At 73.0% G+C, this 15712-nt stretch carries 15 protein-coding genes; 8 read left to right on the forward strand and 7 right to left on the reverse strand.

Translation table 11 applies throughout. The annotated features are described in order from the left end of the window. Positions 1 to 131: 131 nt before the first annotated feature. From ACJ5H2_RS07135 to ACJ5H2_RS07150, 4 genes are all read right to left on the reverse strand, one after another. Positions 132 to 1823 carry a PucR family transcriptional regulator gene (locus tag ACJ5H2_RS07135; protein ID WP_408898876.1) on the reverse strand — a complete coding sequence of 564 codons (1692 nt, stop codon included), beginning with the start codon at positions 1821 to 1823 and terminating at the stop codon, positions 132 to 134. Between the two features lie 103 nt (positions 1824 to 1926). Beyond that, the gene (gene menC, locus ACJ5H2_RS07140) at positions 1927 to 3033 is read right to left on the reverse strand and encodes an o-succinylbenzoate synthase (RefSeq protein WP_408898877.1); all 1107 of its coding nucleotides are present in this window, start codon (positions 3031 to 3033) and stop codon (positions 1927 to 1929) included. Next, a complete protein-coding gene (locus ACJ5H2_RS07145) occupies positions 3030 to 3881 on the reverse strand; it encodes a GNAT family N-acetyltransferase (RefSeq protein WP_408898878.1) in 852 nt (283 codons plus the stop codon). The genes menC and ACJ5H2_RS07145 overlap by 4 nt, the downstream gene beginning before the upstream one ends. After that, complete coding sequence (locus ACJ5H2_RS07150) at positions 3878 to 5041, reverse strand: M20 family metallopeptidase (protein WP_408898879.1); 1164 nt, start codon at positions 5039 to 5041, stop codon at positions 3878 to 3880. The genes ACJ5H2_RS07145 and ACJ5H2_RS07150 overlap by 4 nt, the downstream gene beginning before the upstream one ends. A 119-nt stretch (positions 5042 to 5160) precedes the next feature. Between ACJ5H2_RS07150 and ACJ5H2_RS07155 the strand changes: the two genes are divergently transcribed. After that, positions 5161 to 6204 (forward strand): alpha/beta fold hydrolase, encoded by a 1044-nt coding sequence (locus ACJ5H2_RS07155; RefSeq protein ID WP_408898880.1) that lies wholly within the window; start codon positions 5161 to 5163, stop codon positions 6202 to 6204. Between the two features lie 145 nt (positions 6205 to 6349). Further along, entirely contained in the window at positions 6350 to 6715 is a 366-nt protein-coding gene (locus ACJ5H2_RS07160) for a hypothetical protein (protein WP_408898881.1), read from the forward strand. Here the strand turns inward: ACJ5H2_RS07160 and ACJ5H2_RS07165 are convergent. After that, complete coding sequence (locus ACJ5H2_RS07165; RefSeq protein WP_408898882.1) at positions 6709 to 7653, reverse strand: 2-hydroxyacid dehydrogenase; 945 nt, start codon at positions 7651 to 7653, stop codon at positions 6709 to 6711. The two genes, ACJ5H2_RS07160 and ACJ5H2_RS07165, sit on opposite strands and share 7 nt — an antisense overlap. Before the next feature lie 51 nt (positions 7654 to 7704). Beyond that, positions 7705 to 9048 (reverse strand): FAD-dependent oxidoreductase, encoded by a 1344-nt coding sequence (locus tag ACJ5H2_RS07170; protein WP_408898883.1) that lies wholly within the window; start codon positions 9046 to 9048, stop codon positions 7705 to 7707. A 75-nt stretch (positions 9049 to 9123) separates the two neighbouring features. Here ACJ5H2_RS07170 and ACJ5H2_RS07175 point away from each other — a divergent pair, with 75 nt between their 5' ends. Next, positions 9124 to 10041, forward strand: coding sequence for a LysR family transcriptional regulator (locus tag ACJ5H2_RS07175; RefSeq protein WP_408898884.1), 918 nt, complete (start codon positions 9124 to 9126; stop codon positions 10039 to 10041). 28 nt (positions 10042 to 10069) lie between these two features. On the opposite strand, the gene ACJ5H2_RS07180 is transcribed toward ACJ5H2_RS07175, so the two are convergent. Continuing rightward, positions 10070 to 10966, reverse strand: a complete 897-nt coding sequence (locus tag ACJ5H2_RS07180) for a phenylalanine 4-monooxygenase (protein ID WP_408898885.1) — start codon at positions 10964 to 10966, stop codon at positions 10070 to 10072. A gap of 90 nt (positions 10967 to 11056) precedes the next feature. Here ACJ5H2_RS07180 and ACJ5H2_RS07185 point away from each other — a divergent pair, with 90 nt between their 5' ends. From ACJ5H2_RS07185 to ACJ5H2_RS07205, 5 genes are all read left to right on the forward strand, one after another. Continuing rightward, complete coding sequence (locus ACJ5H2_RS07185; protein ID WP_408898886.1) at positions 11057 to 11485, forward strand: Lrp/AsnC family transcriptional regulator; 429 nt, start codon at positions 11057 to 11059, stop codon at positions 11483 to 11485. Between the two features lie 17 nt (positions 11486 to 11502). Beyond that, the gene (locus ACJ5H2_RS07190; RefSeq protein ID WP_408898887.1) at positions 11503 to 12330 is read left to right on the forward strand and encodes an SDR family NAD(P)-dependent oxidoreductase; all 828 of its coding nucleotides are present in this window, start codon (positions 11503 to 11505) and stop codon (positions 12328 to 12330) included. A gap of 108 nt (positions 12331 to 12438) precedes the next feature. Next, complete coding sequence (locus ACJ5H2_RS07195; RefSeq protein ID WP_408898888.1) at positions 12439 to 12789, forward strand: type II secretion system protein; 351 nt, start codon at positions 12439 to 12441, stop codon at positions 12787 to 12789. A gap of 76 nt (positions 12790 to 12865) precedes the next feature. Next, complete coding sequence (locus ACJ5H2_RS07200; protein WP_408898889.1) at positions 12866 to 13966, forward strand: type IV pilus twitching motility protein PilT; 1101 nt, start codon at positions 12866 to 12868, stop codon at positions 13964 to 13966. 12 nt (positions 13967 to 13978) lie between these two features. After that, positions 13979 to 15712 (forward strand): GspE/PulE family protein, encoded by a 1734-nt coding sequence (locus tag ACJ5H2_RS07205; protein ID WP_408898890.1) that lies wholly within the window; start codon positions 13979 to 13981, stop codon positions 15710 to 15712.

A 15712-nucleotide genomic window follows, 5' to 3' on the forward strand; every position in this document is an offset into this window, starting at 1 on the left:
GTGTGAGAAGTGAGCGTACGAGGCGTGAGAAAGGGGTGTACGAGGGCACCTGACGCCCCCACAAGTCACACCTCGCGCCCCCACAAGTCACACGTCGCGCCCCCACAAGTCACACCTCGCGCCCCCGCACGTCACACTTCGTCGGGGGCGGTGAGGTCCATGAGGCGCAGCTGGAGCATGGCCGCGAGGCGGGCGTTGGGGTCGGCGAGGTCGAGCCGGCCGACCTCGGCGGCGCGGCGCAGGCGGTAGCGGAAGGTGTTGGCGTGGACGTACATCGCCGCCGAGGCGAGCGCGACGTCGCCGAAGGCGTCGAGCCAGGCGCGCAGGGTGTCGACCAGGCTGCTCTGGTGCTCCTGGTCGTAGGCGACGATGCGGGCGACCGGTCCGCTCGGGATGTCGCCTCGCGGGACGCGGTCGGCCAGCTCGAGCAGCAGCGCCTCGAGATGGACGTCGTCGAGCCGGGCGACCTGGCGCGCCGCTGACGGTACGCCGGCCGGGCGGGAGCGCAGCACCCGCAGGGCGCGGTCGGCCCCGGTGCGCGAGCGCTTCAGCGAGGCGCTGCCCGGCGCGAGGGGGCCGACGCCCACGAGGGGCCGGAGCCGGGAGTCGACGCGGGCCAGGAAGTCGGCCGCGATCTCCGCGGCCCGCTCCTCGCCGTCCTTCCGCCCGCGGGCGACGGGCAGGATCCCGTAGGCCACGTCGCCGACGAGACCGGCGGCGCTGCGGGGATGGACCGCCGTGAGGTGCAGCGCGAAGGCGTCCGCGACCCGCTTGCGCTCCACGGCCAGCTGGGCGGGGAGGGGGTGCTCGGCGCCCGCCCCCACCACCGTGAGCGCCAGGACGACGGCGGGCTCGTCCTTCAGCCCGAGCCGGCGCAGCGTCTCCACCGTGCGCGGGCCGCTCTCCAGCGCCGTGCTGAGCAGGTCGGCGCGCAGCCGCCGCTCCACGTCGGCGTCGGCGCGCGCCCACACCAGGTGCATCGCGACCAGCTTCGAGGCGTCGTACAGCGCCTGGCCGCGGGCCTCGTCGATCGGCTCGTTGACGACGGCCCAGATCGTCCCGAGGATCTCGTCGCCGGCCCGGACCGCGATCGCCGCGCGACCGCTGCCGGCGGGCTCGTCGGCGGACAGCGGAGGCACCCACACCGGGCGGGTGCTGCGGTAGATCTCCTGGAAGACCCCGCGCTCCTCGAGGAGCCGGGTGTACTCCTCGGGGACCTGTCGGCGCAGGATGGTCTGCACCCGCCAGGTGTCCGCCTCCTCCTGCCGGCTCGAGAACGCCAGCAGCCGCGAGCTGCGGTCCTCGATGGTGACCGGCGCGTCGAGCAGCGCGGCGATCGCGTTCGCGACGGCGAAGAGGTCGTCGAGCCCGGACTGGTAGCCGACGACCTGCCGCAGGCCCGCGCCCGTGCGGCCCAGCGGCTCGGGGTCGAGCTGGGCCCCCTCGTGGGTGAGGCTGCGGATCATGCCGGCCAGATGCGTCCACGCCGCGCCGCGGGCGAGGGTCAGCAGCGTGACCCCGGCGCGCCGTGCCGCGGTGGCGAGCTCGTCGGTCACCTCCACTGGCGCGCGTACGACGAGCCCCAGCGCGCCCTGGCCGCCGATCCGGGTGAGCGCCTCGGCGATCTCACCCGGCTCGTGCAGCCCGACGCCCAGGACGAGCGCGTGCTCGGGGAGCTCGGGCTCGTCGAGGGGGTCGTGGATCACCACGCCGCCGATCTCCTCGGGCCGCTGCACGTCGCCGCAGACGACGTCGAGCAGGGTGCTGCCGAGCTCCTCGACGACGCGAGCGAGCCCGGCGCGGGGCAGGTCGGCCACGGTCACCCACCCGACGCTAGCCGGGGGAGGCGGGGTCCCCGTTCGTCCTGCACGACGAAATCATCACAGAACTTCGTCGGTCGCCATCAGTCCCAGGCCAGTGAGCGGGTCACCCGAGGGGAAGCCAGGACCGGGCGATCGTGACCTCGTCGAGGACGTCGGGCAGGGGGCTCACGCCGAGGCCGGGACCGGTGGGCACCGCCAGATGCCCCTCGTCGAGCACGAACGGCGCGGTGAGGTCGGTGCGGTAGTAGCGCTCGGACGCCGACGTGTCACCGGGCAGGGTGAAGCCCGGGAGGGCGGCAAGCGCGAGGTTGGCGGCCCGGCCGAGGCCGGTCTCCAGCATGCCGCCGCACCACACCGGTACGCCGTGCGCGGCGCAGACGTCGTGGATCCGCCGGGCCTCGAGATAGCCGCCCACCCGGCCCGGCTTGATGTTGACGATGGCACAGGCGCCGAGCGCGATGGCGTCGGCCGCGGCGCGCGCGGAGACGATCGACTCGTCCAGGCACAGCGGGGTGGCCAGCTGCCGGGCCAGCGCGGCGTGCCCGAGCAGGTCGTCCTCCGGCAGGGGCTGCTCGAGGAGGAGCAGGTCGAAGGCGTCCAGCTGGGCGAGGTGGCGCGCGTCGCCGCGGCGGTAGGCGGTGTTGGCGTCGACCTGCAGGAGGATGTCGCCGAAGCGCTCGCGGACGGCGCGCACCGGGGCGACGTCCCATCCCGGCTCGATCTTGAGCTTGATCCGCAGGTAGCCCTCGGCGAGATAGCCCTCGACGACGTCGAGCAGGGCGGGGATCGAGTCGGTGATGCCGACCGAGACTCCGCACGGGACGGCGCTCCGGACGGCACCGAGGGCGTGCGCGAAGGAGACTCCTCGCGCACGCAGGTCGGCGTCGAGGACGGCGGTCTCCAGGGCGGCCTTCGCCATCCTGTGGCCGCGGACGCTCTCGAGCGCCGGCGCGACCCGGTGGGCGTCGAGGTCGTCGACCGCGGCCACCATGGGGACGAGGAAGCGCTCGAGCACGTCGGCCGCCCCCTCGGTGTACTCCGAGGAGTAGAAGGGCCCGGTCCCCGCGCCACACTCGCCCCAGCCCTCGGCGTCGTCGGTGACGGCGCGGACCAGCAGGGCCCTGCGGACCGTCTCGGTCCCGAAGGAGGTCCGGAAGGGCGCCACCAGCGGCACCTCGACGGTCCTGGTCTCGACTCCGGTCAGCTTCACTGCTCGTCCTGCCTCTCGACGACGTACCATCCGGCTCGGTCGAACCCCCGCACCCGCGCGCCGCCGGCGAGGAGCCCGCCGAGCACCTCGCGCAGCGCTGTGCGCCACTCCGCGGCGCAGCGGGGGTCCTGCTCGCGCAGAGCCTCGATGTCCGCCGGTACGCCGACCAGGACCGTGCGCCCGTAGGCGGGTCGCACGATCGGGCCGCCCGCGGCGGAGGCCTCCAGCGCGACGACCGCCCCGTCCGCGCGCAGTCGCGCGGCGTCGCGCGCTCGGGGCGTCCCGGCGCAGGCCGCGAGGGTCGCCGGCGCGCGCAGTGGCCAGTGCACGAGCACCCGGTCAGTGGGGTCGGCCCGGTTGATGTCGTCGTCCATCGGTCCGTAGAAGTCCGGGAGGTACTCGACGACGTCCGCCGCGAGCTTGCCCAGGTTGAACCAGGCGTTGCGGCGGATGAGCGGATCGAAGGTCCAGGTGACCGCCCCGGCGCCCTCGGCGAGGGTCCACGCCCGCTGGTGCAGCTTGAGGGCGAGGCCGACATGGCGCCCGGCGACCCGGCGGGCCACACCGGCGATGTGGCTGTGCAGGGCGTCGCGGACGGGGGCGGCGAAGAACCCGAAGCAGGCCCCGACGAGCTCGTCGCCCTCGTAGGCGCCGCCGACGTAGCTGCCCGCCTTGGCCATCGCGCGCAGCAGGTCGGCGGTCACGGGCGGGTTGGTCGCGCCGGTGCGCCAGATCCGCTCGAAGAGGCGGCGGACGTCCTCCAGCGCGGCGATGTCGTCGAGAGTGCGGATCGCGATCCCGGCACCTGCGGCGGCCTTCTCCGCCGCGTCCCATGCCTCGCTCGTCACGGGCGGCCCTCGGTCCCCACGGAGCCCGCGGGACGGGTGGGCTCGGCCAGCAGGTCCGCCACGAGCGCGGTCAGCAGCCGGGTCCGGTCGAGCAGCTCCGCGAGGACGACGTGCTCGTCGTCGGCGTGGGCTCCGCCGCCGACCGCGCCGAGGCCGTCGAGCGTGGGGGTGCCGACCCCGGCGGTGTAGTTGCCGTCCGAGGCGCCGCCGACCGACGCGGACGTGGGTGGGTCGATGCCCAGGCGGGCCGCGATCCGGGCGGCGCGCTCGTAGAGTCCACGGGTCGCGGCCGGCGTGAGCGGCGGGCGGTTGGGCCCGCCGACGACCTCGACCTCCGCGCCGGCGAGGACCGGCCGCAGGCCGTGCATCGCGCGGTGCACGCGGTCCTGCTCGTCCTGGTCGCGCACGCGTACGTCCACGCCGAAGCCGGCCGCGGCCGGGACCGTGTTGATGGTGGTGCCGGCGTCGAGCCGGGTCGGCGTGACGGTCGTACCCCGCTCGGGGTCGGCGATCGCCGCGACCGCATGCACCTGGTGCGCGACCTCCACGGTCGCGTTCACCCCGCGCTCGGGCTCCAGCCCGGCATGGGCGGCGCGGCCGGTGACCAGGACGTCGTAGCGGGACACCCCCTTGCGCTCGGTCTTGAGCGCGCCGCCGGGAGCGGCGGCCTCGAGCACGAGGGCCGCCGCGCAGCCGCGCGCCTCGTGCTCGATGAGACGGCGGGAGGACGGCGAGCCGATCTCCTCGTCGCCGGTGACGAGGAGCGTGACGCCGTCGCGCAGGTCGAGGACGGCGAGGGCGTGCATCGCCATCACCAGGCCGGTCTTCATGTCGAAGCAGCCGGGCCCGCGCAGCACGCCGCCGTCGATCGCGAACGGGTGCGTCTCGAGGGAGCCGAGCGGCCACACGGTGTCGTGGTGCCCGAGCAGCAGCACGCGGGGGTGCGCGCCGAAACGCCAGCGCAGGTGGGTCCAGCCGTCGAGCACGATCCGCTCCGGGGCGACACCCAGCAGGCGGGTGCCGAGAGCCGCGACGGTCTCGCCGCTGCGGGCGACGGCGTCGAGGTCCTCGCTCGGCGACTCGCAGGTCACGAGGGCCTCGATGTCGGCGACCATCTCCGCGAGAGCCGGGAGGGCATGGCCGGGTGCCTGCTGGTGCATGACGTCCAGCATCGGGAGTCGGGCACGCCTCCGTGCTGTCGTCCCGGCCAAGAATCCGGCACCCGGTTGGGGCCGGCGGATGAAGCCCGCGGGCGCGCCGGGCGGCGTACGCTGCCGAGATGGCCGGCGCCGACAAGCAGGAGGTGCGCTTCTGTCGCGCCGACGACGGGGTGCGGCTCGCGTGGGCGCGCCACGGGTCCGGTCCGCCGCTGCTCATCGTGTCGTGCTGGCTCAGTCACCTGCAGCACGACTGGCACAGCCCGGTGTGGCGGCACTTCCTCGACGACCTCGGCGAGGTCGCGACCGTGGTGCGGTACGACGAGCGCGGCTTCGGCCTGTCGGAATGGGACGTCTCGGACTTCTCCCTCGGGCGACGGGTGGCGGACCTCGAGACCCTGGTCGAGGCGGCCGGGCTCGGCCGCTTCGCCGTGCTCGGGATGTCCGGCGGCGCGCCGGTCGCGATCGCGTACGCACACGCGCATCCCGAGCGGGTGAGCCGGTTGGTGCTCTACGGCGGGATGGCCGGCGGTGGCCTCGAACAGGAGGACGAGGCGGCCGAGGAGGCGTTCCGCGCGATGATCCGGGCGGGCTGGGCGCGGCCGGACCCACTCTTCCGTCGTGTCTTCACGAACGCCTTCATCCCGGACGCCACCGAGGAGCAGATGGCCTGGATGGACGAGCTGCAGCGCACGTCGACCAACACCGACAACGCCGTGTGCAGCAGGGTCGCCCGTCATGAGGTGGACGTGCGCGCGCTGTTGCCCCGGATCGCGGCGCCGACCCTCGTGCTCCACGCCGAGGGCGACCGGGTCGCTCCGGGCTGGGGGCCGCGGCTCGCGGCCGCTGTGCCCGACGCCCGGCTCGTCCTGCTGCAGTCGCGCAACCACGTGCTGCTGGCCGACGAGCCTGCCTGGCAGGTCTTCCGGGACGAGGTGACCGCCTTCCTGGACGCCGACCGCGTCGTCGTACCGGCGAGTCACCTGTCGGCCCGCGAGCGGGAGATCCTGCTCCTCGCCGCCGAGGGGCTCGACAACACCGCGATCGCCGATCGGCTCACGCTCAGCGTGCGCACCGTGGAGCGGCACTTCCAGAACGCCTATCTCAAGCTCGGCCTCTCCGGGCGGACGGCCCGCGCGGCCGCGGTGGCGCGGGTGCTGGCCTGAGCTGCCCGCACGCGTACGCGTGCGGTGGGCGGGGCGCCGCAGGACTGCGTGCCGGCGCGGACGCGCCACGGGGTCCGGACTCCTACCTTCGGCGGCGGGGGTGGAGCCACCGCCCCGAGGTGGATCCCACGCGAAGGAGAAGGACATGTCGAACAAGGCGGTCATCAGTCTGGCGACCGGGATGGAGGACCCGGAGCGGGTCACCGTCGCCTTCCTGGTCGCGCTCGGTGCGGCCGAGCAGGGTCGCCCGACCCTGATGTTCCTGACCAAGGAGGCGGTGCGCCTGGCGGTGCCCGGTACGGCGGTCGGCCGGGCCTGCGAAGGCTGCCCGACCCTGCCGGAGCTGCTCGAGCGCTATCTCGCCGCCGGCGGCACCTACCTGGTCTGTCCGTTGTGCTTCAACGCCAAGGCACTGGACCCGGAGGACCTGGTCGAGGGCGCCGAGCTCGGGGGCACCATCCCGATGTGGCAGTGGATCGGGGACGACGCCGCGACGTCGTTCAGCTACTGACCCGGGCGGTCGGCCATCTCGGGGATCGGCGTGCGCAGGGTGCCGTCCGCCAGCCAGGACGCGAGGTTGTCGAGCGTCAGCGCGCGCATCGCGGCCCGGGTCGGGTGGGTGCCCGAGCCGACGTGGGGGAGCAGCACCACGTTGTCCAGGGCGGTCAGCTCCTGGGGCACCCGCGGCTCGTCGGCGTACACGTCCAGCCCGGCGCCGCCGAGACGACCCTCCCGGAGCGCGGCGACGAGGGCGGGCTGGTCGACCACCGAGCCGCGGGCGATGTTGACCAGGACGCCCTCCGGGCCGAGGGCGTCGAGCACCTCGCGGTCGACGAGCGCCTCGGTGCCGGCGCCGCCGGGGACCACGACCACCAGGCTGTCGACGCCGGCGGCCAGCTCGGCGGCGGACGCGGCATAGGCGTACGGCACCGCGGGCACCTCGCGGCGGTTGTGGTAGCTGACCGTGCAGCCGAAGGCCTCCAGCCGGGTGGCGACCGCGCGCCCGATCCGGCCCAGGCCGAGGATGCCGACCCGGCTGCCGGCGACCTGGTCGGTCAGCGGGAAGGCGCCGTCGAGCCAGCGGCCGTCGCGGACGAAGCGGTCCGCTACGACGACCTGCCGGCGTACGGCGAGCAGCAGCGCCAGCGCCGTCTCGGCGACCGCGTCGTCGAGGACCTCGGGGGTGTTGCTGACAGCGATGCCCCGCGCGAGCGCCGCCGGGACGTCGATGTTGTCGTAGCCGACGCCGTGGTTGGCGATGACCCCCAGCCGCGGCAGCGCGGCGATCAGGTCGGCGTCCACCGGGCCGGTGTTGGTGCACACGATCCCGACCACGTCGCCGGCGCGGGTGTCCAGGTCGGCCGGGTCCACGGCGTCGTACCGCTCGGCGACGGCGTCGTGCAGCTGCGGGCTGAGTGGCGGGACGCGGAGGATGGTCGGTCGGCTCACCCGTCCAACGTAGAGGAGCCGTCGAGGCTCGGTCGCGGGCGGCCCGGCCTCTCAACCACCGGTGGGACGGCCCGCGGCCAGCATCTCCTCGCGCGTCGCGACCTTCACCCGGGCCCGGCCCTCGGCCTCGCCGAGGGCGACCTCGTGGACGTCCAGGCGCTCCCACGAGGTGTGGGTGACGACCTCGATGTCGCGCTCGGCGAGATAGGCGTCGACGTCCTCGGGGCGGCGGGCGGTCGCGGTCGGCCGTGTCTCGGCGAGCAGGTGGCCGACGGTCTCTGCGGCATCGCTCTTGGTGTGCCCGATCAGGCCGACCGGGCCGCGCTTGATCCAGCCGGTCACGTAGGTGCCGGGGATCGGGTCGCCGTCCAGGTCGAGCACCCGGCCGCCGTCGTTCGGGATCACGGCGGCGCGGTCGTCGAAGGGCAGGCCGGGGAGCGCGGTGCTGCGGTAGCCGATCGCGCGGTAGACCTGCTGCACCTCCCAGTCGGTGATCTCACCGGTGCCCTCGACGCGGCCGTCGGCGTTCGGCGAGTGCGTGCGCTCGGTGCGGAGCGTGGTCACCCGGCCCGCGTCGTCGGCGAGGATCTCGACCGGCGCCTCGGCGAAGTGAAGGTGGATCCGGTGCGGCTTGCCGACCGGGTCCGCGCCGACCCAGCTGGTCAGCGTGTTGAGCACCATCTTCTGCGACTTGTGCTCCGCGATGTGGGCCATCCCGTGCGCGTCGACGTCGAAGCCCTCGGGGTGGACGATCACCTCGACGTTCGGCGAGTGGTTGAGCTCGCGCAGCTCGAGCGGGGAGAACTTCGCGTACGCCGGGCCGCGGCGCGCGAAGACGTGCACGTCGGTGATCGTCTTCGCCCGGAGGGCGGCATGGACGTGGGCCGGGATGTCGGTCACCAGCATCTCGTCACCGGTCTTCGCCAGGACCCTCGCGACGTCGAGCGCCACGTTGCCCACGCCGAGCACCGCGACGCTCGTCGCGTCCAGGGGCCACTCCTGCGGGACGTCCGGGTGGGCGTCGTACCAGGAGACGAAGTCGGCGGCGCCGAGCGAGTGCTCCTCGCCGGGGATGCCGAGATCGCGGTCGGCCATGGCTCCGGTGGAGACGACGACCGCGTCGTAGAACTCCCGCAGGTCCTCGAGCTTCACGTCCACGCCGTACTCGACGTTGCCGAGGAAGCGCACCTCCGGCTTGGCGATCACCCGCTGCAGCGCCTTGATGATCTCCTTGATCCGCGGGTGGTCCGGGGCGACGCCGTACCGGACCAGCCCGAAGGGCGCGGGGAGGCGCTCCAGGATGTCGACGGAGACGTCGGCGTCGGACTTGGTGAGGATGTCGGCGGCATAGATGCCGGCGGGGCCGCCGCCCACGATCGCTACCCGAAGAGTCATGCTGGTCAGTCTCGTCGGCCCGACCCGGTCACAGAACGAGGTTGTGGTTGGGTGCTCACAAGGTAGCCTTGTGACATGCTCGGACCTCATGTGCCCGACCTGCGCGCGCTGGAGCTGCTCGTCGTCGTGTCGCGGACGGGCAGCCTCGGCGCCGCGGCGACCGAGCTGGGCATCAGCCAGCAGGCCGCATCCTCGCGGGTGCGGACCATGGAGGCGCTGGTGGGGGAGCCCCTCGTCGCCCGGAGCAAGCGCGGCTCGGAGCTGACCCCGACGGGGGAGCTGGTGGTCCAGTGGGCCGACCGCGTGCTCGACGCGGCGCAGGAGCTGGACGCCGGCATCGCCGCGCTGCGCGCGGACCGGCGCGGGCATCTCGACATCGCGGCGAGCCTGACCATCGCCGAGCACCTGCTGCCCGGCTGGCTGGTCGGACTGCGCGCCCAGCAGGTGCAGCGCGGGCAGCAGCCGACCGATGTCACCATGACGGCGACCAACACCGCCCGGGTCGCCGAGCTCGTCGAGTCCGGTGACGTCGCGCTCGGCTTCGTCGAGGGGCCCGAGGCTCCACGCGGGCTGCGCCGCCGGCTGGTGGGCACCGACGAGCTCGTCGTGGTCGTCGGCCCGAGCCACCCGTGGGCCCAGCGGTCCCGCCGCCGCGTGAGCGCGGAGACGCTCGCGGCCACGCCCCTCGTCGTACGCGAGGAGGGCTCGGGGACGCGGACCGTCCTGGAGCGTGCGCTCGCGGACCTGCCGCGGGCCGCGCCGGCCCTGGAGCTGTCGAGTACGGCGTCCGTGCGCGCCGCGGTCGCCGCGGGAGCCGGCCCCGCGGCGGTCGGCGCACACGCGGTCCGCGACGACCTGGCGACCGGGCGGCTGGTGCGGATCCAGGTCACGGGGCTCGACCTGACCCGCCGGCTGCACGCGGTCTGGAAGGGCGGGCCGCACCCGCCCGAGGGGCCCGCGCGCGAGCTCGTCGCGTGGGCCGCGCGCCGCTAGGTCTCCTCGCCGGGGCGGGCCCCGGCGCTCAGGCGTGGGCGGGGGTGCGCGCCAGGATCTCGGCGATCGAGTCGTCCGTGCACTCGGCCCAGAAGGAGCCGACCACGTCCTCGATCTGGGCGAACGACTCGGCGACGTAGAGGACGTCCTGGTAGTCGGTGATGTCGTAGACCTGGGTGCCCATGGTCGCGATGTCGAGCGGGCGGATCGTCATTCCGCGGAACGCCTCGATCTCGCCGGGGGAGGAGAGGATGCCTGCGCCGTACGCCTTGAGCTCGCCGGCCTCCCAGAGGACGCCGAACTCGAGGGTGAACCAGAAGACCTTGCTGACGAACTCCAGGGCCTCGGTGGTCTGGACCCGACGGGACGCCTGGCCGGCGAGCTCGTAGAGGGCGGTGAAGCGCGGGTTGGCGAGGGTGTTGCCGTGCCCGACGACCTCGTGCAGGACGTCCGGCTCCGGGGTGTAGAGCGGCACCGAGTGGTGGCGGACGTACTGCGTGGACCAGAACGCCTTGTCGGCCAGCGAGCCGTAGAACTCCCGCAGCGGGACCAGGCCGGCGGCCGGGCGGTAGCCGAAGCCCGTCAACGGGGCGAGCCACTCGCTGACCTCGGCCAGCTGGGGGATGTGGTCGATCGGCAGGCCGAGCGACTCCTTGCCGTCGAGGAACTCGCGGCAGCCGTACGCACGGTGCTTGGTCACCAGCGCCTCGCTGACGACGCGCCAGACCTCGTGCTCCTCGTCGGTGTACTCCGCGGTCGGGCAGGGCTCACCCGGGCGCCAGTTGCTGGCGAGCGTGGCGAGGGCGTCGCGGCGGGCGCGATACTCCGGGTCCGCGAAGCCGGGGTGGTCGGCGCCGAGGTGGACCTTGAGCGATCCGTCCTCGTCGGCGGTGACCGGGGCGAAGTACTGGGCTTCCTCGAACATGTCGGCATTGTGTGACCCGGTCCAGACGATTGCGAGCGTCCTCAGACGGTTGGCTGCGGAGAGGGCCGATCTGGTGGCAATCTGTCCGGTATGAATGCCGTCGACCAGGGAATTCTGGACATCTTGCGCGCCGACTCGCGGACCTCGATCCGCGAGGTGGCCGAGCGGCTCGGGATCAGCCGGGCCAGCGCCTACGCGCGGGTGAAGCGGCTGGTCGACACCGGGGTGATCCGTGCGTTCACCATCGACGTCGATCCCGCCGCCGTCGGGCTCGGGCTGTCGGCGTACATCCACGTGCGCACCAAGCAGAACTCCTGGAAGTCCTTCCGCAAGAAGGTCTGGGCGCTGGAGGAGGCTGCGCACGTCGCGCTGGTGAGTGGCGACTTCGACGCGGTCATCCTGGTCCGGGCACGGGACGCCGAGCACCTGCGTGAGCTGGTGCTGGAGCGCATCCAGTCGCTGCCCGAGGTCGTGGCGACGCAGACGGTCCTGGTGTTCGAGGAGCACGTGGGGCACTGATCTGGCAGCCTGTGCCGATGGTCGGTGTCGCGTTCGTGTTCGGCGGGTCGGAGGGGATCGGGCTCGCCGTCGCCGAGCGCCTGGTCGCGCAGGGCCGCGAGGTCGTCGTCCTGTCGCGGTCGGCGCGCAAGCTCGACGCGGCCCGGGCCCGGCTCGGGGAGCGAGCGCGTGCCGAGGTCGTCGACGTGACGGACGCCGACGCGACGCGCGCCGTCGTCGACGCGGTCGTCGCCGCGGTCGGCGTACCGGATCTGGTGGTGACGACCGCGGGCTACGCGCGGCCCGGCTGGCTCGAGGAGATCCCGGCCGAGGACGTCAGCGGCATGGTGGCGACCAACCTCCTCGGCACCGTCCACGTCTGCCGGGCGGTGCTTCCGCACCTGCGCGCCGCGGGCGGCGGCACCATCGTGACGACCTCGTCGATGGCCGGTCTCGCCGGCGTGTTCGGCTACACCGTCTACAGCGCGACGAAGTTCGGCGTCGTCGGCTTCTCCGAGGCACTGCGCCGCGAGGCTCGACCGTACGGCGTGCGCGTGCTCACGCTCTGCCCGCCGAACACGCTGACCCCCGGCTTCGAGGAGGAGAGCCGCTTCAAGCCCCCGGAGGTGCTTGCGGCCGAGGAGAGCGTCGCGACGCTCACTCCCGAGGCCGTCGCCGACGCAATGATGCGCGCGCTGCGCCGGCGCCGCGGCTTCCTCGTCGTGCCCGGTCGCGACAGCCGGCTCGCCGCTCTCGCGATCCGGCACCTGCCGTTCGTGGTCGACCGCGCGCTGCGTCGTCCGGCCTCCTCGATGCCGGTGGACGCCGAGAAGCCCGAAAGTTCGGGGTCTTCCGACGGTCGGTAAAGAAATCTGGATTGTCGTGACGCCGCGTCGGGACAGGCGTTTCCTTGTCACAGGCGCTCGGGGGCTGCTCCTTCTCATCAACCCCTCTCTCCTTCCGGAGGCTTTGGCATGCGCAGACTCTTCGACCGCCTTGCGGCGGCACGCCGCGAGGACCGCGGCTTCACGCTCATCGAGCTCCTCGTGGTCATCATCATCTTGGCCGTGCTCGCCGCCATCGTGGTGTTCTCCGTGCGAGGCATCTCTGACAACAGCAAGTCGGCGGCTTGCAAGACCGAGTACCGCATCGTGAACACCGCGATCGAGGCCTACTACGCGGAGCACGGTTCCAACCCGGCGAATGTCGCTGCCCTGGTCCCCGAATTCCTCAAGGAGGTGCCGACCGAGTACGTCACGAAGATCGGCGGCACCCCGCCGGAGGCATTGAACGCTGCGGACCAGGACGCCGCCGCGGCCTGCTGATCTGGCTCGATGCGGGCGGACCGTGCTACCCGCACGGTCCGCCCCGCGGGACTGAAAAGACTCCGGGGAGATTCGATTGTTCCAGCATCCGCACCGCATCGGCGACCGCGTCGACCAGCTGCTCTCCGCCCTCTGGGAGGCCCGGGGGACAGACCTCATGCTCACGGTCGGCCTCCCGCCGATGCTCCGCATCGACGGCACGCTCGCCCCGGTCCCCGGTCACTCCGCGCTCACCCGCGAGGACACCGAGGCGCTGCTCGCCGAGGTGCTGACACCCGAGCAGGGTGAGGTGTGGCAGATCAGCCACGAGTACGACTTCTCCTTCTCCTGGCGCGAGCACGCGCGGATCCGAGGCAACGCGTTCACCCAGCGGGGAGTGACGGCCGTGGCGCTGCGGATGATCCCCCGGACGGTGCCGACGCCCGACGAGCTCGGCCTGCCGCCGGTCCTGCGCGAGCTCGCGATGCGTCACCAGGGGCTGATCCTGATGACCGGCCCCACCGGCTCGGGCAAGTCGACGACGCTCGCCTCGCTGATCGACCTGATCAACACGCATCGCGGGTGCCACATCATCACCGTCGAGGACCCGATCGAGTACGTCCACGACCACAAGATGGCCGCCGTGAACCAGCGCGAGGTCGGCACCGACACGGGGAGCTTCCACGACGCGCTGCGCTCGGTGCTCCGCGAGGACCCGGACGTGCTGCTGGTCGGCGAGATGCGCGACCTGGAGTCGATCCAGTTCGCCCTCACCGTCGCCGAGACCGGACACCTCGTCTTCGCCACCCTCCACACCAACGACACCGCGCAGTCGCTCGGCCGCATGATCGACGTCTTCCCGGCCGAGCAGCAGTCCCAGATCCGGGTCCAGCTCGCGGCGGCTCTCTCGTGCGTGGTCTACCAGCGGCTCATCCCGCGCATCGGGGGCGGCATGGTCGCGGCGTACGAGGTGCTGACCGCGACGCCCGCGGTCCGCAACCTGATCAAGGAGGGCAAGACCCACCAGCTGCGCAACTCCCTCGTCACCGGCGCCCAGGACGGCATGGTCACTCTGGAGAAGTCGCTCTCCCACCTCATCCAGCACGGGGTCGTCGCCGAGGAGGAGGCCGTCGCGCGCAGCCTCTATCCGAAGGACATCGACGCGCGCCCGCGGTTCGCCGCGGGTGTCGGCGGCTAGGCGGCGCACCAGATGAGGCTGAAGGGTAGGCACAGCAAGGTCGAGGCGCCGGTCGCCGTCCCGCGCACGGACGAGGACGACGAGCGACTCGGCCGGATCCTGGTCTCCGCGGGGCGGGTCCAGCCCTACCAGCTGGACGCGGTCCGGGAGCAGGACGGCCCGCTGCGTCAGCGGCTGGTCGCGAGCGGAGCGATCACGGACGACACCCTGGCTCGCACGCTGGCGGAGCACCACGGTGTCGCCCTGGCCGACTTCCGAGCCCTGGTGCCCTCGGCGGAGGCGCTCAGCCTCCTGACCCGAGACCAGGCGGTCACCCTCGACGCGCTGCCGATCGCCGTCGACGACACCGGCGTGCTCGTCGCCGTCCTCGACCCCGCTCCCGAGCGGGTGCGGGCGATCGCCGCCGTGCTCGAGCTGCCCGTGCGGCCGGTCGTCGCCACCCGACGCGACCTCGACCGCGGGATCGCCACGTCGTACCGCGCGACCCAGGAGGTCGGGGGCCAGATCCAGGCGTTCGAGGCCCGCGACGTCCTGCGCCGGGAGGCAGAGGGCCTCTCCGACGTCACCGTCAACGAGGAGGCGCCGGTCGTCAGGGTCGTCCACTCCGTGATCACGCAGGCGTTGCGGGACCGGGCCTCCGACATCCACGTCGAGCCGACGGGGGAGCGGGTCCGGGTGCGCTACCGCATCGACGGCGCGCTGACCGAGGTGCTCGACCTGCCCGCATCGATCGGCCCGGCGATCGTCAGCCGGGTGAAGATCCTGGCCGGGATGAACATCGTGGAGCGCCGTCGACCGCAGGACGGGCAGATCACGATGGAGGCCGACGGGCGCGAGATCGACATCCGTGTGTCGACCACCGCCGTCGTGGGCGGCGAAAAGGTCGTGATGAGGCTCCTGGACAAGAGCCGGTCACTCTTCAACCTCGAGCAGCTCGGCATGCCGGCCGACACCGCGCTCCGCTACTCCCAGCTGATCCGCTCACCCTTCGGCATGGTGATCTGCGCCGGGCCGACCGGCGGCGGCAAGACCACCACGTTGTACGCGTCCCTCGGCGAGCTGAACAGCCCCGAGAAGAACCTGATGACGATCGAGGACCCGGTCGAGTACACCTTCGACTCGATCAACCAGATCCAGATCAACGAGGCCGCAGGCATCTCCTTCGCCGGAGGGCTCAAGTCGATCCTGCGCCAGGACCCCGACGTCATCCTCGTGGGCGAGATCCGCGACGTCGACACCGCGCGGATCGCGGTCCAGTCCGCCCTCACCGGCCACTTCGTGCTGTCGTCGCTGCACGCCACCGAGGCGGTCTCTGCCCTCTACCGGCTGCTCGACATGGGGATCGAGGCCTTCCTCATCGCCTCCTCCGTCACCGCCGTCGTCGCCCAGCGCCTCGTCCGGCGCAGCTGCACGTCCTGCCTGGAGGGCTACCAGCCCTCGCCTGACGAGCTCGCCTTCGTGCAGCAGTTCGGTGGCCAGGAGCCGATCGCCGGCTGGCGGCACGGCACCGGATGCCACCTCTGCGCCCACACCGGCTACCTGGAGCGGATCGGCGTCTACGAGATGCTGGTCGTCACCGACGAGGTGCGCGAGCTGATCGTCGACCGCGCGCCGCACGACCAGATGCGCAAGCTGGCGCGCAGCCAGGGCATGCGCACCCTCCAGGAGCAGGCCGTCCGGCTGGTCTCGGACGGCACGACCACGGCGGCCGAGGTCATGCGCTCGATCTACGTCGCGGGAGTCTGA

Origin of the sequence: Nocardioides pymetrozini (assembly GCF_046058985.1) — a bacterium.
Taxonomy (GTDB): Bacteria; Actinomycetota; Actinomycetes; order Propionibacteriales; family Nocardioidaceae; genus Nocardioides.

Bases quoted from the DNA above. Each gene is read 5' to 3' on its own strand.
- ACJ5H2_RS07150 (WP_408898879.1), bottom strand. From the start codon at position 5,041: ATGCACCAGCAGGCACCCGGCCATGCCCTCCCGGCTCTCGCGGAGATG.
- ACJ5H2_RS07155 (WP_408898880.1), top strand. From the start codon at position 5,161: ATGGCCGGCGCCGACAAGCAGGAGGTGCGCTTCTGTCGCGCCGACGAC.
- ACJ5H2_RS07160 (WP_408898881.1), top strand. From the start codon at position 6,350: ATGTCGAACAAGGCGGTCATCAGTCTGGCGACCGGGATGGAGGACCCG.
- ACJ5H2_RS07170 (WP_408898883.1), bottom strand. From the start codon at position 9,048: ATGACTCTTCGGGTAGCGATCGTGGGCGGCGGCCCCGCCGGCATCTAT.
- ACJ5H2_RS07175 (WP_408898884.1), top strand. From the start codon at position 9,124: ATGCTCGGACCTCATGTGCCCGACCTGCGCGCGCTGGAGCTGCTCGTC.
- ACJ5H2_RS07180 (WP_408898885.1), bottom strand. From the start codon at position 10,966: ATGTTCGAGGAAGCCCAGTACTTCGCCCCGGTCACCGCCGACGAGGAC.
- ACJ5H2_RS07185 (WP_408898886.1), top strand. From the start codon at position 11,057: ATGAATGCCGTCGACCAGGGAATTCTGGACATCTTGCGCGCCGACTCG.
- ACJ5H2_RS07190 (WP_408898887.1), top strand. From the start codon at position 11,503: ATGGTCGGTGTCGCGTTCGTGTTCGGCGGGTCGGAGGGGATCGGGCTC.
- ACJ5H2_RS07195 (WP_408898888.1), top strand. From the start codon at position 12,439: ATGCGCAGACTCTTCGACCGCCTTGCGGCGGCACGCCGCGAGGACCGC.
- ACJ5H2_RS07205 (WP_408898890.1), top strand. From the start codon at position 13,979: ATGAGGCTGAAGGGTAGGCACAGCAAGGTCGAGGCGCCGGTCGCCGTC.